Below are 20,148 nucleotides of genomic sequence, written 5' to 3' on the forward strand. Positions count from 1 at the left end.
TTAGGTTGAATCAATTCAACCACGAGCTTACACTATTAGTATGAACTATTTTAGGGATAATATTTCAACTTGATTATGGTATTATGGTTATATTTATATAATTTGTTGGATTTTTTGTGACAATTACGATGTCTCAGAATACAATAAATTCTTAGAAATAATGGTTGTAAATTAGCAAAGTGCGTGATACAATGATTTAAGGTAAAAAATGAATCTTTAAATCAGTCCAGAGAGGCTGGCAAGGTTACGGTGTAACACAGTATTTTAACGCTTCAAAATGCTTTGTATTTTGAAGGTTAAAACGTAGCTTCTTGCTGGTATGCAAGAAGCTTTTTTATTGAGCACTTGAAATATTAACAAGAGATACCTTTTAAATCAGTCCAGCGAGGCTGAAAAAGGAGAGAGAATTTTTTCTCCTTTCACAATATGGAGGAGGTTTTTTTATGTCAGAAAGTACAATTAAGAAAACGACTGTTCAAGTTAAAGAAAGCAGCAATTTGTTTCAACTATCTAAAAAGGTAATTTTAGCATTACAGCACTTGATTGCAATGTTTGGGGCCACTGTACTTGTACCTATGCTAACAGGATTTGACCCAGCGGTGGCATTGATAGCAGCAGGGGCAGGAACATTACTATTTCATGCAGTAACAAAAGGTAAAGTACCCGTATTCTTAGGTTCATCATTTGCATTCATACCAGTTGTTATTACAGTAAGAGAAACATATAACGGAGACTTATCATATGCTCAAGGTGGAATTATTGTGGCAGGAATCATCTATATTTTGATGTCCCTCTTGATTAAAAAGGTAGGCGTAAAAAACATTACGAAATTTTTACCAGCCCAGGTTGTGGGACCGATGATTATGGTCATTGGACTGAGTCTTGTACCTGTTGCCATTGATATGTCATCAAATCACTTTGCAATCGCACTACTTACATTAGGAACAGCCTTAGTGATTAACTTTACAGCTAAAGGATTTATTAGACAGCTTTCTATTTTAATCGCAGTGGTAGTCGGATATGTTGTTTCCTTACAACTGGGACTTGTGGATACAGCAGTCATGAGGGAAGCTTCCTTAGTGGCCATGCCAAACTTTTCAACTCCTAAGTTTGAAATAGGTGCCATTATGGTCATTGCACCCATCGTACTAGCAGTATTCATGGAGCATATTGGCGATATTACAACAAACGGTGAGGTTGTCGGACAAAACTTTATCGAAGAACCAGGACTAAACAGAACATTATTAGGAGATGGACTAGCCACATTATTTGCAGGGTTCATTGGTGGACCAGCTAACACAACTTACGGTGAAAACACAGGTGTCCTTGCCATTACAAAGAACTATGACCCTTCAATCCTTAGATTAGCCGCAGTATTTGCTATTATTCTAGGATTTGTGGCAAAGGTTGGTGGATTCTTAAGCAGTATTCCAGTAGCAGTAATGGGTGGTATTAGTTTAATGCTCTTTAGCATGATTGCCATCGTAGGAGTTAAGACCATTAAAAATAGTGAAACGGCACTAAATGGAAAAAACATCATCATTATTGCCACAATCTTGATTTTAGGATTAGGTTCAGATTATATTGGCGGTGCATTAAATATGACAGTAGGGATTCCAATCCCATTTGCACAAGGAATTGCAATTACAGGACTGAGTTTTGCGGGACTTGTGGGTGTTTTGTTAAATGTAGTACTAAATAGAAATGAGCAACAGGCGTAGAAAATATGATTTAATGAATTGATTACAGGACCTATCAAGTGGTATCATAACACTGATAGGTCCTGTATTATTTTAAGCACTTGTGATTTTTAACAAAGGGGCGTTAAAAATAGAGTGCGCTATGAGTCGGTGCGGTAGCATGAGACGAATTTTTATTTAAGCACTTGCGATTTTTAACAAAGGGGCGTTAAAAATAGAGTGCGCTATGAGTCGGTGCGGTAGCATGAGACGAATTTTAAGACTTGTGATTTTTAACAAAGGGGCGTTGAAAGGAACTTTTTCAGGTTCACTGCGTCTAATAGAGTAAAGCTCATTGGTGTCATGGGTACAAGTCATAAAGTATGTCTCATAAGAATTTACGAAATAAAAAGGAGGAACAAAAATGAAAAAGAGTATTTTTCTTTTTACTTTGATATTATTAATAGGAGTCGCCCTTGTCCTATCAGGATGTAGTACCCCAGTAGAACAAGGACCGATTGATGAACCGGATATAGAGGAAAATGGAGAAGAGCAAGAGGAACAACCATGGATGGATGAGTCCCAATGGCCGAAGGAAAAGATGGAAACCATTATGATTGAAGGAATGGAGGAAGAAATCATATTAAAACGTTTTGTCCATGAAGGTATTTCGTTGATTACTTATGTACCTGAAGACATGATGGGAGAGACTGTTTCTTTTGGTGAATCTGATTCTGTATGGTTTTATACCAACTTCAATGGCAATAAAAATGAGGATGCTTTCATTCGATTTACCTTTTATCCAGTAGACAATGAAGCTCTAAATATTGAAACCTTAGCAGAAGAATATGAGTGGAACCTAGCTGAATCTCAAACTGAAGAAAATCGATTTAATTGGTCTATTGAAGAAGCACAAATTGGAGATGACCACATAACGGGTTATGTAGCTCGGGGCAAATATGAAGAACGGTATTTTGTCATGTCCTATCAATACCCCTGGGAATATGGAGATGGCTTTTCTCCTAGGCTACAGAAAATTATCGATGAAATTTATTTTGTTGGCCAAGAAGTATATTTAAATGATTTATAACACAAGAATTTGTAATATAATGGTAAGGAAAATTGATCGTCAAAATATATTTGAAGACGATGAAGATTATATCAAATTCATTAAAACGATACAGAAAAATAAAGAAAAAAGTGAATTTGAGCTCTATGGGTACTACATAATGGGAAATCATATACATTTGTTGTTACGTGAGGGTAAAGAATCATTATTAGAATTATTTGCGACAGAAAAAGAAATAGCAAAGAAAGAACTAAAAAAGCATATGAATCAGATTAATAAACGATGATTGTTTAGATTATGAAGAAAGACATAGGATTTCTGATGAAGAGATAATAGAATTAATCGAAAAGCAATATGGAGTAAAAAGGGGTTTTCTTCATAATTTAGAAAGGCAAGAAAAAGACATAATACTAAAAAATTTTAAGGCAACTAACGGTGTTGCAATAAGACAGATTGCAAGAGTAACGGGGGCAAGCAAGTATATGGGTGAAAAGGCATAACAGACAAGTCCCTGTCCCTCTGACTGATACTTAACAGACGAGTCCCTGTCCCTCTGACTGATACTTAACAGACGAGTCCCTGTCCCTCTGACTGAACGATTAATAATTCCATGGATCTAAAAGTATTAGAAATCATAAGTACTGATTTAAATCTATAGAATAAAATTGTATATAAAGATCAAATGAAATCAAAACTATAAATGTATTAAGATATAAAAATCTTGATGCATTTATTTTCATACTTAAAAATAGTAAGAAAGGATTGAGAAAGATACTAAAGGAACAAGCAATAGAAGTGGATGATATAGAAGTAATTCACACAAAATAGGATACTGGAAGAAGTTTTGGTCTAATGCTTATAGTTATGGTACATATTTAAGGATTATTTAAGTTGTGTGTAAATCTCATGTAAGATTATGATTGTATACTGTTGTTAAAGAGAGAGGTTGATAACAAATGGAATACGTATTAAAAGTAAACAAAGTAGAAAAAACATATGGAAGAGGAGCTAATACTTTCAATGCACTTAAAAATATAACCTTTGCAATTGAAGAAGGGGAGTTTGTGGGAATAATGGGACCATCAGGAGCTGGGAAATCTACATTATTAAATTTACTGGCAACTATCGATTATCCAACCAGTGGAGATATTTTTATTAAACAAGATAACATTGTCAAGATGACAGAGGATCAGTTAGCCGAATTTCGGCGAGAGAACTTAGGGTTTATTTTTCAAGACTATAATTTACTTGACTCCTTAACGGTAAGAGAAAATATTCTATTACCACTTGCAATTAAAAAAAGACCAGCAAAGGAAATTAATGAAAAGGTAATCTCTATAGCCAAAATATTTGATATTGAAGATCTTTTAGATAAATATCCTTATCAAATTTCTGGAGGAGAAAAGCAACGAACAGCTTCATCTCGTGCATTGATAACTAATCCCAAACTGTTATTTGCAGATGAGCCAACGGGAGCACTGGATTCAAAGTCAGCTACAGAGTTGTTGGAAAAGCTAAGCACTTTAAATATAGAGCAACAAGCAACGATTATGATGGTTACACATGATGCCTATGCTGCTAGTTTTTGTCGACGAATAATTTTCATTAAAGACGGTCAATTATCAAATGAAATAACCCGTGGAAATTCTACTCGTAAAGATTTTTTTCAACTCATATTGGATGAGCTATCGTATTTAGGTGGTGCTGATAATGACATTAATTGACCTAGTAAGAAAAAATATCAGACGAAATATTAAAGACTATGCACTATATATTGGTACAACAGTATTTTCTATCATTATATATTTTACCTTTGCCATATTAAAATATAGTGAGGATATCAGTATTTTAATGGGGACATCGCGGCAAATAAAAAGTCTAATGAGTGCTTCTACCTTTATATTGATGGTTTTTGCAATGACATTTATTCTTTATTCTAATACATTTTTTATAAAGAAGCGGAAAAAAGAAGTGGGGCTGTATTCTTTATTAGGATTAAAAAAAGGTAAAATCGGATTTATGCTTTTCTTTGAAAATATGATGATTGGAATTATGTCATTAGTTATGGGCATAGGGCTAGGTTTCTTTTTATCACAGTTATTCTTGAATATTTTATTAAGACTAATGGGGATCCAAGACGGGTTGGAGTTTGCTTTTTCTGTACAAGCAACCATTGAAACGATAATTATATTTTTTGTAATATTTTTTATCACATCATTAAGTGGATATCGTACTATTTACAAATTTAAATTAGTTGATTTATTTCAAGCAGTCAATAAAGGTGAAGAACAACCTAATGCACATTTAATCAAAGTATTAATTGGGATGTTGTCATTAGTAGTCGCTTATTGGATTGCATTGCAGGATTTAATAACCTCAGAAGTATGGAGAAGATTTGGTATAAGTACACCACTTCTGATTATTGCACTAACGATTATTGGTTCTTATTTTTTATTTAATAATGTACTTGTTTACCTATTAAATAAGATGAAGAAAAGAGAGAGATGGGCATGGAAAGGACTCAATCTAATGACAGTATCACAACTATTATACCGCATCCGTGGCAATGCAAGGACATTAACAATCATCGCTATCTTAAGTGCGACTACGATTACTGCTGGTGGCGCAGTATTTGGGATGTATTACACTACAGATAAAACTGTTGAACAATATGCACCATTTTCCTTTATGTGGCAAGGAGCACAACATGAAATTCCACAGGATTTTGTAGAATCATCCATTAACTTCGAAGTGAAAACTGTACGCATTAACGGTGAAAAAGTAGATGTAGAATATAATATCATTAACCAATCAACATTTGAACTACTTGCTCAAACATTGAAATGGGAAGATATTGAACAAATTGATAATAAGGAAAGTGAAGTTTTGTTAATCGAACCTTTCTATAATGAACGATGGTCAGAAGAAAGGGAAGAAATAGAAGTTGATGATAACTGGTATCAAATTAATAAAACATATACACAACCTATATTTAATGTAGAGATATTACGTGGGAGTGTACTAGTCTTAAATGATGAACGATTTGAAGATCTAAATCAAGAATCCATCAAATATAATGTCATTCAACTTGATGATTATAAAAAACATGTTAATTTAACTGAAGAGTTAGCCACTGAAATAGGTGCTGAGAATTTCTCAAGTGTATATATGGATTATCAAGAGTCACTAAAAAATTCGGGAGCTATATTGTTTGTAGGTAGTTTTTTAGGATTGGTATTCTTATTAGCAACAGGAAGCATTATTTTCTTTAAAATGCTTACAGAAGCAGAAGAAGATAAAAGTAAATATAGTATCCTTTATAAGGTTGGCGTATCGAAAGGAGCTATGAAAAGAACGATTCGTCATCAAATGGGATTAGTTTTTATTGCACCATTATCGTTAGGATTAATGCATGGAGCTGTAGCGTTAATAGCTTTTTCTAAATTACTGGACATAAATTTATTAAAGCCAGTATTATTATGGATGCTAGCTTATACAGTTGTTTATATTGTGTATTATTTTATTACTGTTAAAGGATTTTATCAAACTATTATAGGGGAGGGGAGTTAATTTGAAAAAATTATTGATTGTTATCGTGTTGTTAATGTTGGGTGTAGTATTATTATTTACTTCTTGTAACATTAATAGAATTGGAAAAGATAATGTTTATGTAGAAGTGATAGACTATGTAGATACACAAGAAACTAAGTTGGATAGTGGAGAAATCATGACTAGATATATCTACAATCAAAAAGCGTTTGATGAGGAAGGAAAATCAGTAGAGGTAGAATTCTCTGCAGGTAAAATATTACGGCAGGAGGGCTATTTAATGCTCTATGTCAAAAATGGAAACGAAGTTACATCCTATGAAGAAGTAGAATGGAATGAAATTCCAAGTAAAGCACAAGTAGAATTAGAGAATTATCATAGCACTAAATAAATAAAACAGGAAAAGAACCAAATGATACCATCATTTGGTTCTTTTCCTGTATAATAGAATTAATATATAAATATTATAGAGGTGTTTAATATGAATAACAGATCAAATAATGAAAAAATATTGATAATCGATGATGAAGAAGATATACTAAAGCTTTTATCTACGGTATTAAAAAGAGAAGGACTTGATGATATATATACAGCTGGGGATGCAAACAGTGGATATGCCTTATTTGAAAAGGAAGATCCTGACATTATCCTTTTAGATATTATGCTACCAGATGGTGATGGGTATGAAATATGTAAAAGGATTAGGGCGATATCCAACGTGCCTATATTATTTATATCAGCAAAGACTGAAGAAATTGATAGGGTATTAGGTTTTGCATTGGGAGGAGATGACTATATAACAAAACCTTTCAGCCCTAAAGAGGTAGCATATAGAGTAAAAGCAAGCTTAAGGAGAACTAATCAAAGGAATGAAAAATACCAAGATACTATATATGAACTTGGACCATTTAAGATAGATGAGAAAAAGATAGAAGTTATAAAAAATGGGCAATTGGTAGAATTGTTGCCTAAAGAATACAAAATTTTTTTATATATGACAAAAAATCCTAACCAGATTCTGAGTAAGGAACAAATAAGTTCCAAGGTTTGGGGAGAGGACTATATAGGTTTTGACAACACTATAATGGTACACATTAGAAGGTTAAGGGAAAAGATTGAAGATGACCCCTCGAATCCTAAGCATATTATTAATAAAAAAGGTCTAGGCTATAAATTTGTCATAAAGGATGAATAAGTATGAACTTTAAAATCACTGGAAGATTTATCTTAACAGTAGTATTTATAACTATTATTGTAATTATTATTAATTTAAGTGTGGGAATTGGTTTTATAGTTAATAGGGTAATAAATTCCAATGGTGAAATTACTGATTCTTCACCGGAAAATTTTACGAGAGAATTTAATAAGTATTTGATGACAAATCAAGGTGTAGTATATATTCATGAGGATGGAAAAAAAATCCTAGAGGATGAAGATATTTGGTTGCAGGTTTTAAATGAGGATGGAAATGAGCTTTATAATTATAATAAACCTGTTGATGTTAAAGAAAGTTATACTCCTATGGAAATGGTTCATGCATATAAATATGCGTTGTCAGAGAGTATGTCTACTATATTTATAGGGGAAAAAGTTTTTGATGACATAAATTATAGTTATATTTTAGGATTCCCTTTTGAGAAAATAAAAAGAAGTGTTATTTCTTATGATATTTATAAAGTAGTAGAAAGTATAAGGAAAGGGATCTATATAATTTTACTTATAGATATTCCTATTGTTTTGATATTTGGCTATCTATTTAGCAGAAGACTTACAAAACCTTTAATAGGTATTATAAACGATGTTGAAGTCCTATCAGAGGGAGAATATAATTTACAAAGGGAAGAAAAAGGAGTTTATAAGCAAGTTTATAGAACAATTAATAATTTATCTGCAAAACTCAGAAGCAATGAGAAAGAAAGAAGGAATCTTGACAGAATGAGGGAGGAATGGATATTAAATATTTCCCATGATATAAAGACCCCCTTAGTGTCCATTAAGGGATATGCTGAGATTCTATCTAATGAAGAATATAATTTTACAGATGATGAAATAAGAGAATATGGGAAAATAATAGATAATAAATCTAATTATATCAAAGAACTTATAGATGATTTAAATCTTAGTACCAGATTGAAAAATAAGTCTTTGAACCTTGATTTTAAGAATATTAATATTGTGAGCTTGGTAAGAGGAGTCGTTATAGATATTTTAAACAATCCAAATACTAACAATGTGAACATTGAGTTTATTGTAGAAAGAGAGATTATTGAAAAGAAGGTTGATAAGGTACTAATAAAAAGAGTAATCAATAATATTCTGTATAACTCCATAGTGCATAATAATGAGGATGTGTCTATAGAAGTTAAAGTAGAAAAAAAAGAAAACATCCATATATTCATCATTGATAACGGGAAGGGAATAGATGATGCAGAGATCAAACGTATATTTGATAGATATTATAGAGGGACAAATACAGGGGCAAAGCATAAAGGTTCCGGGCTAGGAATGGCTATAGCAAGAGATATCGTTACAGCTCATAATGGCTCTATCAAAATAAAAAGTCAACTGGGAGAAGGGACTGAAATAGAAGTTATCCTATAATTGGGAGAAAATTAAAAACCCTAAGTCAATCGCAGTTAAGGATTAAAATTGAAATGTTCACATATGCATTTGCTGGTAAAGATACTGTGATTTCTTTAAAGTATGGGATTACTGATAACCTGCATTCCCGACGTCATTGTAACGAGGTTGGAGTAGGATTATGGTTAAGAAAAAAGGACTAGCCTCCAGTGCGTATTCGGGGCTTTATGTTTAGATTCAAGAATATATAAATAGGAGTTGATATAGCATGTCTGATAATAATAATCCTAAGGATAATCATTATTTAGCTTATGGAGTTGGATTTGGATTACTACTAGGTAGTGCAGTGGGCGTAATATTTACCAGTATAACCAATGGAATTGAAAGGGGTATGATTTTCGGGATACCGATTGGAGCTGGAATAGGTATGCTTTTAGGAATAGTAGTAGGTATCGTAATGGATGCCAACAAAAATAAAGAGTAATACAAAATAAGGTTAGCCCCTGTTTTTGGGGGCTAACCACTTTAATAAGATATAAAGAAAAGTGTGAATATAGTATATATTCATACTGTCTCATGGATAATCACATACTTTTATTGTAAAAAGAAGAATATATCAGATGAATTACCATAAAAAACTCAAATTTAGAATATTCTTCTTTTGTGGTACAATGAAAGTAGAATTTCATTGAGAAAGGGTTTATTTAAAATTAAATGACGGAATAAACAAAATCAATTTAATAACGATTTAAGAAAAGGATGTGTTTTTTTGAGCAATAAGGTGTTTTTTATTGATTTTCAGGCAGATAGTAAAAAGAACAATATACCAAACAAAATCAAACGATTATTTGATAAAGCTGGTATTGCAGAAGTTTTAGGGGAGGATGAATTAACCGCTATCAAGGTTCACTTTGGCGAAAAAGGAAGCAATACATACATTCATCCAGTTTTTGTTCGTCAAATTGTTGACAAGGTAAAAGAGAGCAATGCAAAACCATTTTTGACAGATACAAACACATTATACACAGGAAGTCGAACAAATAGTGTTGATCACATTCAAACAGCTATTGAAAATGGGTTTGCCTACGCTGTGGTGAACGCACCCATTATTATATCCGATGGGATATATAGTAAAAATATCATGGATGTGGATATAGATCAAAAACATTTTAAACGTGTGAAAATCGCGGGAGATGTTTATCGAGCAAATTCCATGGTTGTCCTCAGTCATGTGAAGGGACATGGACTAGCAGGCTTCGGTGGTACGATGAAAAACCTTGCAATGGGCTGCGCAAGTGCGGCTGGCAAGCAAATGCAGCATTCTGACGCAAAACCCAAGGTAATGGAAAATCTTTGTATCGGCTGTCAGATGTGTGTTGAAAACTGCCCCGTAGACGCAATTCATATGGAGGACAAAAAAGCGGTGATTGACCCAGAGGTATGTATTGGATGTGGAGAATGCATCACTGTGTGTCCTAAACGCGCAATTGAAGTGCAGTGGAAAACTGATGCGAATATATTTGTGGAAAAAATGGCAGAATATGCCTATGGTGCTACGCAAAATAAGAAAGGCAAAGTAGCATATTTTAACTTTGTCATGAATGTTACACCGCTTTGTGATTGTGTCCCTTGGAGTGGTATCCCCATTGTAAATGACATTGGGATTCTTGCATCCTTTGACCCTGTTGCCCTAGATCAAGCTAGTTTAGATTTAATTGATGCCCAACTGGGTAATCCCCAGAGCCAGTTAAAATGTAACCATGAACCAGGAAAAGATAAGTTTGGTGGATTACACAAGGACACCAATGGTAGGCGGGTTTTAGAATATGCAGAAGAAATGGGCATGGGTAGTCGAACCTATGAATTAATTAAGATAAAATAGAAGCCTTATGCTAAATCAGCACAAAAGGCTGAGGTTAAGAGGGAAAACTTTATGAGACCATTATTAATTATTATATTTAGCCTGATACTTCTAGTCTATGGAGGTTTAACCTACTATATTGGAATTAGAGGATGGCAGTTTGTTGTTGCAAGTGGGTTGGATTTTTCTACTAAGGGCTACTGGTTGGTTTTATGGGTGATTGCCTTCTCATTTTTTTTCGCCAGAGGGGCGGATAAATGGATTCCAAGCTGGTTAAGTCATCCATTGGAGATTGTGGGTGCTTACTGGCTAGGGGTCATGACTTATTTAACAATGATCTTGTTCATAGTGGACATGGTTCTTTTATTAAATAATAGACTTCAGTTGATACCGGATGGGGTGACAAATCAGCCCACATTCACAGTAGCCATTGGTTCTGCTATTTTGATTCTGATACTAGCCATTACAGTTTATGGCGGGTGGAATGCGCGCAATCCTCAAATCATAGAATATGAAGTTCAATTAGATAAAGAAGTAAACGAACTTGAAGAACTGAATGTGGTGATGCTATCGGATTTACATTTAGGGAGATTGGTTGGCCGAAGACAGTTAGAAAAAATGATCAAGGAAATCAATCATTTGAATCCTGATTTAGTTTTGATGCCAGGAGACATTATAGACGATCGAGTGGATCCCTTTGTAGAACAAAATATGATGGAAGTATTTCAGAGACTCAATCCGCCACTTGGAGTCTATGGGTCTATGGGAAATCATGAGAATATTGGTGGTCAAGTGGAAAGAGTTGAAAAATACTTCCAACAGGCAGGAATCAGGATATTAAGAGACGAATATGTGAAAATAAAGGATCAGTTTTATATTGTTGGACGAGAAGATAAGTCCTTTGAACGATTCAAAGGGAGTCCCCGTCAGGAATTAAAAGAACTGCTGATGGATGTTGATAAAGAATTACCTATTATTATGCTAGATCACCAGCCAGTGGGTATTGATGAAGCCATAGCAAACGGTGTGGATATCCAGCTTTCGGGACATACCCACCGTGGACAGTTGTTTCCCTTTAGAATGTTTACCAAAAAGATTTTTATGGTTGATTGGGGGTATAAAAGAATAGAAGATTTACATCTGATTGTATCCTCGGGAGTGGGTACATGGGGACCACCAATAAGAGTGGGGAGTCGCTCAGAAATTCTACATATCAAGGTGAAATTTGAATAATGTAAGGTGTCCCCCAAAAAAAGACCATCATATGGACTCAGATTTCTTGGGGATACCTAAGTACGAGGAGGAAGCAAAGTGAGTGAAGGGGGAAAATTACCAATTGCATTATTTAACGGTACGGTAGCTACCAGCAATGGGACCTATCATGTTGAAGATATTACCGTAGAAGAAGCAAAGCAATTAATTGAAAAATATGGATTTCTATCTGCTATTGGACATGAAGCTGTGGCAGAAGTGATGTCTTATTTATTTGGAGTTGAAATCGAAATGAATAGAATACAATTTCAACATCAAGTAGGACAAAAAGCCATTGCATTAAAATTAACGGAACGTCCTCCGGAAGGCTCGGTTTTGTGTCGAGAGGAAATGGATAAAATTGGTTATTCACTTAAAATAATGACTCGTATTGATTAAGATCTAGTGAGGCTTGGAGCTCGTGATAAAAACTAATTAAAGACTAAAGGAGTGGATGTGTGTGTCAGCGATTGAAATTAAAAAAGGTGTGTATTGGGTAGGAGCTGTAGATTGGGATATTCGAAACTTTCATGGACCCTCTTATCATACGCAAAAGGGAACAACTTATAATGCATATTTAGTTATCGATGAAAAAGTGACATTAATTGATTTAGTAGATTTACATTTTGTTGATGATATGATCAACAATATTAAAGAAATTATTGATCCAAGTCTAATTGATTATGTTGTGGTCAACCATGTAGAACCAGATCATTCTGGGGCTTTTCCAAAGCTAATGGAGTACATTCCAGAAGCAAAAGTGTTTTGCACAAAGAATGGTAAAGAGGGTATGCTACATTATTACTTTGGAGATTACAACTATGAAACTGTGAAAACAGGGGACAAACTTAACATTGGAGAAAAGACACTTGAATTTATTGAAGCACCAATGCTTCACTGGCCTGATAGTATGTTTACCTATATTAAAGAAGTAGCACTACTGATGCCAAATGATGCCTTCGGACAGCATTTAGCTTCATCTCATCGTTTTGATGATGAAAATGACCTATGTGAAGTCATGGAAGAAGCTAAAAAATATTATGCTAATATTCTCATGCCTTTTAATCCCTTGGTATTGAAAAAAATTCAAGAAATTCAGAAAATGGGATTGGAATTTGACATGATTGCCCCAAGTCATGGAATTATATGGAGAACTGACCCTGGAAAAATAGTTGAAAAATATCTTTCATGGTCACAAAATGAAACAAAGCGTAAGGCGGTTGTTGTCTATGACACAATGTGGAATAGTACACAACTTATGGCTAAGGCTATTGTCGATGGTTTGATCAGTGAAGGAATTGAAACGAAATTATATAGGGCATCAAAAAGTGATGTCAATGACATCATGACGGAAGTATTAGACGCAAAGGCAGTTCTAATTGCCTCCTCTACAATCAATAACACCATGCTCCCCCACCTAGCCTATTTGCTAGAAGAGATGATGGGATTGAAGCCAAAGAAAAAAATTGGTGCAGCCTTTGGATCCTATGGCTGGGGAAAGGGTGCAGTAAAGAATATTGAAAAGAAGATGAAGGAAACAGGAATTGAACTGGTAAAAGAGGGATTAGAAATCAAATACGTACCAACAGAAGCGGATTTAAAGACCTGCTTTGAGTATGGAAAAGAAATTGGAAAGATGATTGAATAACCAATCATGATAGCATGGCATAACTAATGAATAGAATAAGGGCTCCCTTGATTAAATGGGAACCCTTATTTTTCAATTGCTATTAGTGGTCTAGTTAAAAAGTTTGCGCTTATAGAGTGAAGTTATTAAAACAATAAAAATACGAAGTCATATAAAAAGGGGGGAGCCTATGGCATATACAGTAAGGATAGCGGAGTTACAGGACCTAAAAAGTATCACTGAAATATACAATGAAGGTATCGAAGATAGAATAGCGACATTGGAAACCAAAATCAAATCAGAAGCTGAAATGATACCATGGTTACAACAGAGAAGTGAAAAACACAAGGTAATCACAATTGAAAATGAGCGAGATGAAGTCCTAGGGTGGGCGTCGTTGAACCCCTTTAACTCAAGATGCTGCTATGATGGCGTTGCTGATTTTTCGATTTACATTAAACGGCAAATGCGGGGAATGGGATTAGGGAAATTACTATTAAAAGCTCTAATTGAAGTAGCAAGAGAGCAGGATATCCATAAACTTGTACTGAGTACCTTCAAATCCAATGAGGCTGGACAAAGACTATATGAATCCTTTGGATTTAGAGAAGTGGGGACATATAAGAATCAGGGGATATTAGATGGAAAATTTGTGGATGTTACCATAATGGAAAAACTATTGATTGATGGTCTATAACAGAAAAACCACCCTAAATTGATTTTAGGGTGGTTTTTAATTGATAAAATCATTAAGCACCGCGTATTGTTCTTAAGAAGACACGGAAGACTTCTGCGCCACCAATAGCCGTTCCTAAGGTACTACCAAGATTGGTCAAAACAACTACTAATAAGATACGGGTCACTTTATTTTTCCAAAACCCCTTTAAAGTGAAAACATCATCAGACAAGTCTTCAAAGTCTCCCACATTGGGCTTACGCATATAGGCTTCAACGATTCCAGCAAACCAACCAGCTGCTAAAAGCGGGTTCAAGGAGCTCAAGGGTGCTACTACAACGGCTGTTATAATGGAAAAAGGATGACCAAAGGCAAGGGCTGCGCCGATTCCTGATAAAGCAGCATTCCATAATACCCAGCTCATGGTTTGATCTAGAGCAGCTGAACGGTTTAAATAAAATGTTGAGGCAATAAGGGCAATAATAAATGCAGGAATTAACCAAGATACTATCTTTCCTTTGTTTGACTTAGGAGGAACCTGAGACAATGCATTTAGATCGTGTTCTATTTCTAAGGCCTTAGTGACACCAGGAACATGGGCGGCTCCTAATACGGCTATAATTTTATTGCCGGGAGCGGTTCTCATTTTCTGGGCTAAATATTGATCTCTTTCATCAATTAGAGGAATTTTTAACCTGGGAAATGCAGCGGTGAAGTCATCTAACATAGAGGAAAGCATATCCTTTGATTTCAATTCTTCTAATTGCTCTTCTGTAATCTCTTCCTCTACCAGAACACTCATTAATATTTGCATTAAAAGCTGGGTTTTTCCCCATAGTCCGATATTTTTCCAAATTCTTGAAAATGTAACTTGAATATTACGATCGGCCAACACAAGGGCTGCCTCTACTTCTTTAGCAGATTCAATTCCTTGAATCATTTCCTGTCCAGGTTGAATACCAAATTGCTTAGCAATCCGTTTTTGAAAGGAGGACATAAGCAAATTAACTAATAATAAAGTTGATTTTTTTTCTTTAATGATTCTAAAAATATCAGTATTTCTCCAACGATTTCCGTCCATAATTGATTGATATCTTTGCTCATCTAGTTCAACACAGACTGAGTCGGGACGTTCTAATTCAATGACTTCCTTAACCTGCTCAGCACTTTGTTTTGAGACGTGAGCAGTACCAATAATAATAAACTCTTTATCGTTTAAATGTATGCGTGTGATATTTTCTTCCATAGAGTAACCTTCTTTCTCACAAATTTATTCCAATAGGCACCACGCTCTATTTTACCACAGTTTTCTCCTTCAAGTCATTGATTACCTATAAAATATTTTGAAAACCTTCTATAAAACGATATATACGATCTTCTATATTACCATCAATTAATAGGTTAGGGATATAAAGTGATTCACATGATACTTATCTATTATAACGTATTGATATCATAAATGAAAACATGATAAAACTAATTAAATTTATTGTTTTAATGATGAAACTAAAGAATGTATATGTAATCAGTACATCGTGGGTTTAAAATTGCTTGGAATGGGAATATATCTAATAATTGCCTGTGTAATAGATGCCAATCACTACATTACTTGTAAAGTGGTGTGCTTGGTAGATAAACTGCCATTAATTGAATAAAAGAAAGTCCCAGGTTTTGAATAAATGAAACAGAATAAAAAGAAAAAGGAGCATGGAAATGTCTGAAAAATTTAGAGCATTAGTTGTAAACAAAATAAATGAAGACTTTACAGTGAGCATCAATGATTTAATCATGGAAGACTTGCCTGAGGGAGAGGTCACGATTCGTGTGGCCTACTCTAGTGTGAATTATAAAGATGGATTGGCCAGTATTCCAGAGGGGCAGATTGTAAAATCTTATCCATTTATACCAGGAATTGATTTGGTGGGTACAGTGGTTACTTCGACAAATAGCCAATACCAAAAAGGTGATGAAGTGATTGTAACAAGCTATGGCTTAGGGGTTTCTCACTATGGTGGATACAGTGAGTATGCCCGGGTACCAGCTCATTGGGTGGTTCCTTTGCCTAAGGGATTGACCATGAAGGAGGCCATGGCCTTTGGGACAGCGGGATTCACCGCAGCACTATCAGTGTATAAACTTGAAGAGGCAGGGCTGACTCCAGATCAGGGGCCTGTGCTTGTGACGGGAGCTACTGGTGGGGTTGGAAGTGTGGCAATAGCCATACTTGCTAAGAAGGGATATGAGGTAGTGGCAAGTACAGGTAAAGCCTCTGAACATGAATACCTCAAACTGCTAGGAGCTAAAAAGATCATCTCTAGGAGTGAATTGCAGCCTGAAAAAATTAGAGGATTGGGTACACAAATGTGGGCAGGTGCCGTTGACCCTGTAGGTGGAGACACCTTAGCTTATATATTAAGTACAGTAAACTATGGTGGTGCCGTAGCCGTATGCGGATTAACAGGTGGGGTAAAGGTCCCAACAACCGTATTTCCCTTCATACTGAGAGGGATCAAATTGTTGGGAATCGATTCTGTGGATTGCCCTATGAAAATTCGTAAGCCCCTGTGGCAAAAGATGGCTGGAGAAATGAAGCCAGATCAACTACTAAGTAGTATTGGGCAAGAAGTGACATTAGATGAATTGCCGAACATATTGCCTGGAATTTTAAAAGGGAAAACAAAGGGAAGATTGATTGTAAAGATATAAAGACAAATAATTAGTAGAAAATAGATAAGAAGGGTAGTCTTATACTAAGGCTACCCTTCTACATAGAGAAAAGTTCGATGGAGATACAGTAATCACTGGATAAATTGGAGAACATTAGAAAGAAAACCACATATATGATAAAATAAGAGTAAAATGAGAGCAGAATATTTGATATGCGTACATCACATTCGAAGGGAGTTCATTTAATGTCATTGGAAATTGGAAAACAATATCATGGATTTAAATTACTAGAGGAAAAAGAGATTAAGGAAGTCAAAGGAATGGGTAGGCTGTTTCAACATGAAAAAAGTGGTGCAAGATTATTTTATATACAAAACCAGGATAATAACAAGGTATTTTCCATTACGTTTAGAACACCACCAAAGGATAGCACAGGACTACCTCATATTCTTGAGCATTCTGTTCTTTGTGGATCAAGGAAGTTTCCCCTGAAGGATCCTTTTATCGAGTTAGCGAAAGGCTCCATGAATACATTCTTAAATGCCATGACTTTTTCAGATAAGACAATGTATCCCATTGCCAGTAAAAATGAAAAGGATTTTGTGAATTTAATGGATGTGTATTTAGATGCAGTTTTTCATCCTAATATCTATCAACAACCTGAAATTTTGATGCAAGAGGGCTGGCACTATGAACTAGAGAACACAGAGGCTGAGATTGAATATAAGGGTGTCGTTTATAATGAAATGAAGGGGGCGTTTTCTTCACCAGAGCAAATGCTCTTTAGAAAAATCCAAGAATCATTGTTTCCCGATACCACCTATGGCTATGAATCTGGTGGGGATCCAGAAGTGATTCCTGACTTGACTCAAGAACAATTTTTAGGATTTCATAAAAAATACTATCATCCAAGTAATAGCTATATCTATTTATATGGAGATGGTGATCTATTGGCTCATTTGAAATTTATAAATGAAGGCTATTTAAAGGACTTTAATCAGATTAAAGTATGCTCTGAAATAGAAATTCAACAAACATTTAAATCGCCTAAGGTGAGTGAGGTAGCGTATCCTATTTCTGCCAATGAAAAAGAAGAAAACAAGACTTTTCTGAGCTTAAACTTTACAATAGGAAAATCCACAGACCCAGAGCTCTATTTAGCCTTTGATATGTTAAACCATTTACTTTTAGGGACTCCAGCAGCCCCGTTGAAAAAGGCACTCTTAGAGAGTGACCTAGGCAAGGATGTTTTTGGCTCATTCGATAGTAGTATACTTCAGCCGGTTTGGAGTGTTGTGGTAAAAAACACAAACGTAGAAGAACAAGAACGTTTTCAAGTGCTTGTGTTTGATACTTTGAAAAAGTTAGTAAAGGAAGGCATTGATAAAAGATTAATTGAAGGCGTGATTAATCTACATGAATTGAAACTAAGGGAAGCAGACTATGGCAGATATCCCAAGGGATTGATCTACTGTATCAAGTGCATGGATAGTTGGTTATACGGTGAAGACCCATCCTTGCATCTAGCCTATGAGGTGAACCTAGAAAAGGTGAAAAAAGCACTAGATAGCCATTATTTTGAAGCATTAATTGAAAAGCATATACTACAGAATACCCATAGATCATTACTCATTGTTAAGCCTGAAATTGGATTAGCCAATGAGTGGGATACCAAAACCAAACAAGAGCTAGCTGATTACAAAGTCAGTTTAAGTGATGAAGAAATAGCAGATCTTGTAGCCCAAACCCAGCATTTGAGAGACTACCAAGAAACACCAAATAGTGAGGAAGACATCAATAGTATTCCACTATTATCCTTAGAAGACATTGAAAAAGAGATAGAGGAAATTTCATTAGAAGAAAAAAGTGAGGAAGACACTCATGTATTGTTCCATCCCAGTTTCACCAATGGCATCGCCTATACCAACCTGTTATTTGATACAACAGCTGTTGCCCAGGAGGAAATTCCTTATATCGCATTGTTGAGTTATATGATTGGAAAAGTAAGTACAGAAAAATATAGCTACGAGGAACTGTCAAAGGAGACCAATATTGCAACCGGTGGCATTTCTACAAAACTAGAAACATACTCTAGTGATAAAAACAGAAATGAGTATTATCCGAAACTAATTGTTCGCGCCATGTCACTAGTAGAGAAGTTGCCTAAACTTTTTGAACTATTAACAGAAATGATATCCGCTAGTCAATTCGATGATAACAGAAGATTGAAGGAAGTCATACGTGAAACGAAATCTAGAATGGAAATGAGTTTGATGCAAGAAGGACATATGATAGCAGCAAAAAGAAGTGTTTCGCAAATTTCAACCGTCGGAAAATATATTGAATTGACCCGAGGGGTTTCCTTCTATCAATTTGTTTCAGATTTAGAGACAAACTTTGATGAAAAACTACCTGAAATCCAACAAAAGCTTAAAAATATTGCTGGAAAGATATTCGTCAAACAAAACCTATTGGTCAGTGTCACAACAGAGGAAAAAGATTATCCATTATTTAGTACAGAATTTAAATCCTTTGTTAAGGTACTGAAAAATGAAGAACTACAAAAACATGAATATCATTTTGATCTTGAAGTCAAAAAAGAGGCATTGTTAACCTCCAGTAAAGTGCAATATGTGGCTAAATCATATAATTTTAAAGATCTTGGTTATGAATATTCAGGACATTTACAAGTGTTAAAAACCATCATTAGTCTAGACTATCTATGGAATCGAGTCAGAATTGCCGGCGGGGCATATGGAGCCATGGCAGGATTCATGAGGAATGGAAATATGTACTTTGTCTCTTATCGAGATCCAAACTTAAGGGACACTTTGAAGGTTTATGATGAAATCAGTGAATTTTTGAAGGATTATCAAACGGATCAACGGGAAATGACAAAATATATTATTGGAACCATCAGCAATATGGATGCACCACTGTCTGAAGCCATGAAGGCAGATAAAGCTACACATTATTATATAAGTGGTATTACCAAGGACGATTTGCAGAAAGAAAGAAATGAGGTATTAAGTACAACACTTGAAGACATTAATATTCTAAGAAATTTAGTTGAAGAGACAATGAAACAAGATAATTATTGCATACTAGGAAATGAAGAAAAACTCAAGAAAAATGCTGATCAGTTTGATGAGCTTATTAATGTATTTGAATAGGCAAAAGGAGGGCTGA

17 protein-coding genes are annotated in these 20,148 nt (G+C 34.9%); 16 read left to right on the forward strand and 1 reads right to left on the reverse strand.

Going from position 1 to position 20,148, the window contains the following annotated elements; translation table 11 throughout:
• The first annotated feature begins 443 nt into the window (after positions 1 to 443).
• The 14 genes from AMET_RS08325 to AMET_RS08390 all read left to right on the forward strand — a co-directional run bounded on the left by AMET_RS08325 (position 444) and on the right by AMET_RS08390 (position 14,313).
• A complete protein-coding gene (locus tag AMET_RS08325) occupies positions 444 to 1,721 on the forward strand; it encodes a uracil-xanthine permease family protein (protein ID WP_012062899.1) in 1,278 nt (425 codons plus the stop codon).
• 382 nt (positions 1,722 to 2,103) lie between these two features.
• Complete coding sequence (locus AMET_RS08330) at positions 2,104 to 2,769, forward strand: hypothetical protein (RefSeq protein ID WP_012062900.1); 666 nt, start codon at positions 2,104 to 2,106, stop codon at positions 2,767 to 2,769.
• A gap of 19 nt (positions 2,770 to 2,788) precedes the next feature.
• Entirely contained in the window at positions 2,789 to 3,034 is a 246-nt protein-coding gene (locus AMET_RS08335; RefSeq protein WP_207636417.1) for a transposase, read from the forward strand.
• A 670-nt stretch (positions 3,035 to 3,704) separates the two neighbouring features.
• Complete coding sequence (locus tag AMET_RS08340) at positions 3,705 to 4,472, forward strand: ABC transporter ATP-binding protein (protein ID WP_012062902.1); 768 nt, start codon at positions 3,705 to 3,707, stop codon at positions 4,470 to 4,472.
• Positions 4,459 to 6,318, forward strand: a complete 1,860-nt coding sequence (locus AMET_RS08345) for an FtsX-like permease family protein (RefSeq protein ID WP_012062903.1) — start codon at positions 4,459 to 4,461, stop codon at positions 6,316 to 6,318. Before AMET_RS08340 ends, AMET_RS08345 begins: the two co-directional genes overlap by 14 nt.
• A 1-nt stretch (position 6,319) precedes the next feature.
• Positions 6,320 to 6,688: a YxeA family protein gene (locus AMET_RS08350; RefSeq protein WP_012062904.1), complete on the forward strand. Its 369-nt coding sequence runs from the start codon at positions 6,320 to 6,322 to the stop codon at positions 6,686 to 6,688.
• A 90-nt stretch (positions 6,689 to 6,778) separates the two neighbouring features.
• Complete coding sequence (locus AMET_RS08355; RefSeq protein WP_012062905.1) at positions 6,779 to 7,492, forward strand: response regulator transcription factor; 714 nt, start codon at positions 6,779 to 6,781, stop codon at positions 7,490 to 7,492.
• A gap of 2 nt (positions 7,493 to 7,494) precedes the next feature.
• The gene (locus AMET_RS08360; RefSeq protein WP_012062906.1) at positions 7,495 to 8,898 is read left to right on the forward strand and encodes a sensor histidine kinase; all 1,404 of its coding nucleotides are present in this window, start codon (positions 7,495 to 7,497) and stop codon (positions 8,896 to 8,898) included.
• Between the two features lie 247 nt (positions 8,899 to 9,145).
• Positions 9,146 to 9,361: a hypothetical protein gene (locus AMET_RS08365; protein ID WP_012062907.1), complete on the forward strand. Its 216-nt coding sequence runs from the start codon at positions 9,146 to 9,148 to the stop codon at positions 9,359 to 9,361.
• A 285-nt stretch (positions 9,362 to 9,646) separates the two neighbouring features.
• Positions 9,647 to 10,759 (forward strand): DUF362 domain-containing protein, encoded by a 1,113-nt coding sequence (locus tag AMET_RS08370; RefSeq protein WP_012062908.1) that lies wholly within the window; start codon positions 9,647 to 9,649, stop codon positions 10,757 to 10,759.
• Positions 10,760 to 10,810: 51 nt separating this feature from the next.
• Positions 10,811 to 11,971: a metallophosphoesterase gene (locus tag AMET_RS08375; protein WP_012062909.1), complete on the forward strand. Its 1,161-nt coding sequence runs from the start codon at positions 10,811 to 10,813 to the stop codon at positions 11,969 to 11,971.
• Positions 11,972 to 12,049: 78 nt separating this feature from the next.
• Positions 12,050 to 12,388 carry a YddF family protein gene (locus AMET_RS08380; protein WP_012062910.1) on the forward strand — a complete coding sequence of 113 codons (339 nt, stop codon included), beginning with the start codon at positions 12,050 to 12,052 and terminating at the stop codon, positions 12,386 to 12,388.
• Between the two features lie 55 nt (positions 12,389 to 12,443).
• Entirely contained in the window at positions 12,444 to 13,637 is a 1,194-nt protein-coding gene (locus tag AMET_RS08385; protein ID WP_041720531.1) for an FprA family A-type flavoprotein, read from the forward strand.
• 169 nt (positions 13,638 to 13,806) lie between these two features.
• Positions 13,807 to 14,313 (forward strand): arsinothricin resistance N-acetyltransferase ArsN1 family A, encoded by a 507-nt coding sequence (locus AMET_RS08390; protein WP_012062912.1) that lies wholly within the window; start codon positions 13,807 to 13,809, stop codon positions 14,311 to 14,313.
• Positions 14,314 to 14,365: 52 nt separating this feature from the next.
• Here AMET_RS08390 and AMET_RS08395 read toward each other — a convergent pair whose 3' ends face one another.
• Positions 14,366 to 15,538 carry a TraB/GumN family protein gene (locus AMET_RS08395; protein ID WP_012062913.1) on the reverse strand — a complete coding sequence of 391 codons (1,173 nt, stop codon included), beginning with the start codon at positions 15,536 to 15,538 and terminating at the stop codon, positions 14,366 to 14,368.
• A gap of 467 nt (positions 15,539 to 16,005) precedes the next feature.
• Here AMET_RS08395 and AMET_RS08400 point away from each other — a divergent pair, with 467 nt between their 5' ends.
• Positions 16,006 to 16,998: an NADPH:quinone oxidoreductase family protein gene (locus tag AMET_RS08400; RefSeq protein WP_012062914.1), complete on the forward strand. Its 993-nt coding sequence runs from the start codon at positions 16,006 to 16,008 to the stop codon at positions 16,996 to 16,998.
• Positions 16,999 to 17,204: 206 nt separating this feature from the next.
• On the forward strand, positions 17,205 to 20,132 hold the full coding sequence (locus AMET_RS08405) for an insulinase family protein (RefSeq protein ID WP_012062915.1): 2,928 nt from the start codon (positions 17,205 to 17,207) through the stop codon (positions 20,130 to 20,132).
• Positions 20,133 to 20,148 lie beyond the last annotated feature (16 nt).

Source organism: Alkaliphilus metalliredigens QYMF (assembly GCF_000016985.1).
Lineage (GTDB): Bacteria > Bacillota > Clostridia > Peptostreptococcales > Natronincolaceae > Alkaliphilus_A > Alkaliphilus_A metalliredigens.

Coding starts and splice junctions, on each gene's coding strand:
- AMET_RS08325 (WP_012062899.1), top strand. CDS start 444: ATGTCAGAAAGTACAATTAAGAAAACGACTGTTCAAGTTAAAGAAAGC.
- AMET_RS08330 (WP_012062900.1), top strand. CDS start 2,104: ATGAAAAAGAGTATTTTTCTTTTTACTTTGATATTATTAATAGGAGTC.
- AMET_RS08335 (WP_207636417.1), top strand. CDS start 2,789: ATGGTAAGGAAAATTGATCGTCAAAATATATTTGAAGACGATGAAGAT.
- AMET_RS08340 (WP_012062902.1), top strand. CDS start 3,705: ATGGAATACGTATTAAAAGTAAACAAAGTAGAAAAAACATATGGAAGA.
- AMET_RS08345 (WP_012062903.1), top strand. CDS start 4,459: ATGACATTAATTGACCTAGTAAGAAAAAATATCAGACGAAATATTAAA.
- AMET_RS08355 (WP_012062905.1), top strand. CDS start 6,779: ATGAATAACAGATCAAATAATGAAAAAATATTGATAATCGATGATGAA.
- AMET_RS08360 (WP_012062906.1), top strand. CDS start 7,495: ATGAACTTTAAAATCACTGGAAGATTTATCTTAACAGTAGTATTTATA.
- AMET_RS08365 (WP_012062907.1), top strand. CDS start 9,146: ATGTCTGATAATAATAATCCTAAGGATAATCATTATTTAGCTTATGGA.
- AMET_RS08375 (WP_012062909.1), top strand. CDS start 10,811: ATGAGACCATTATTAATTATTATATTTAGCCTGATACTTCTAGTCTAT.
- AMET_RS08385 (WP_041720531.1), top strand. CDS start 12,444: ATGTGTGTGTCAGCGATTGAAATTAAAAAAGGTGTGTATTGGGTAGGA.
- AMET_RS08390 (WP_012062912.1), top strand. CDS start 13,807: ATGGCATATACAGTAAGGATAGCGGAGTTACAGGACCTAAAAAGTATC.
- AMET_RS08395 (WP_012062913.1), bottom strand. CDS start 15,538: ATGGAAGAAAATATCACACGCATACATTTAAACGATAAAGAGTTTATT.
- AMET_RS08400 (WP_012062914.1), top strand. CDS start 16,006: ATGTCTGAAAAATTTAGAGCATTAGTTGTAAACAAAATAAATGAAGAC.
- AMET_RS08405 (WP_012062915.1), top strand. CDS start 17,205: ATGTCATTGGAAATTGGAAAACAATATCATGGATTTAAATTACTAGAG.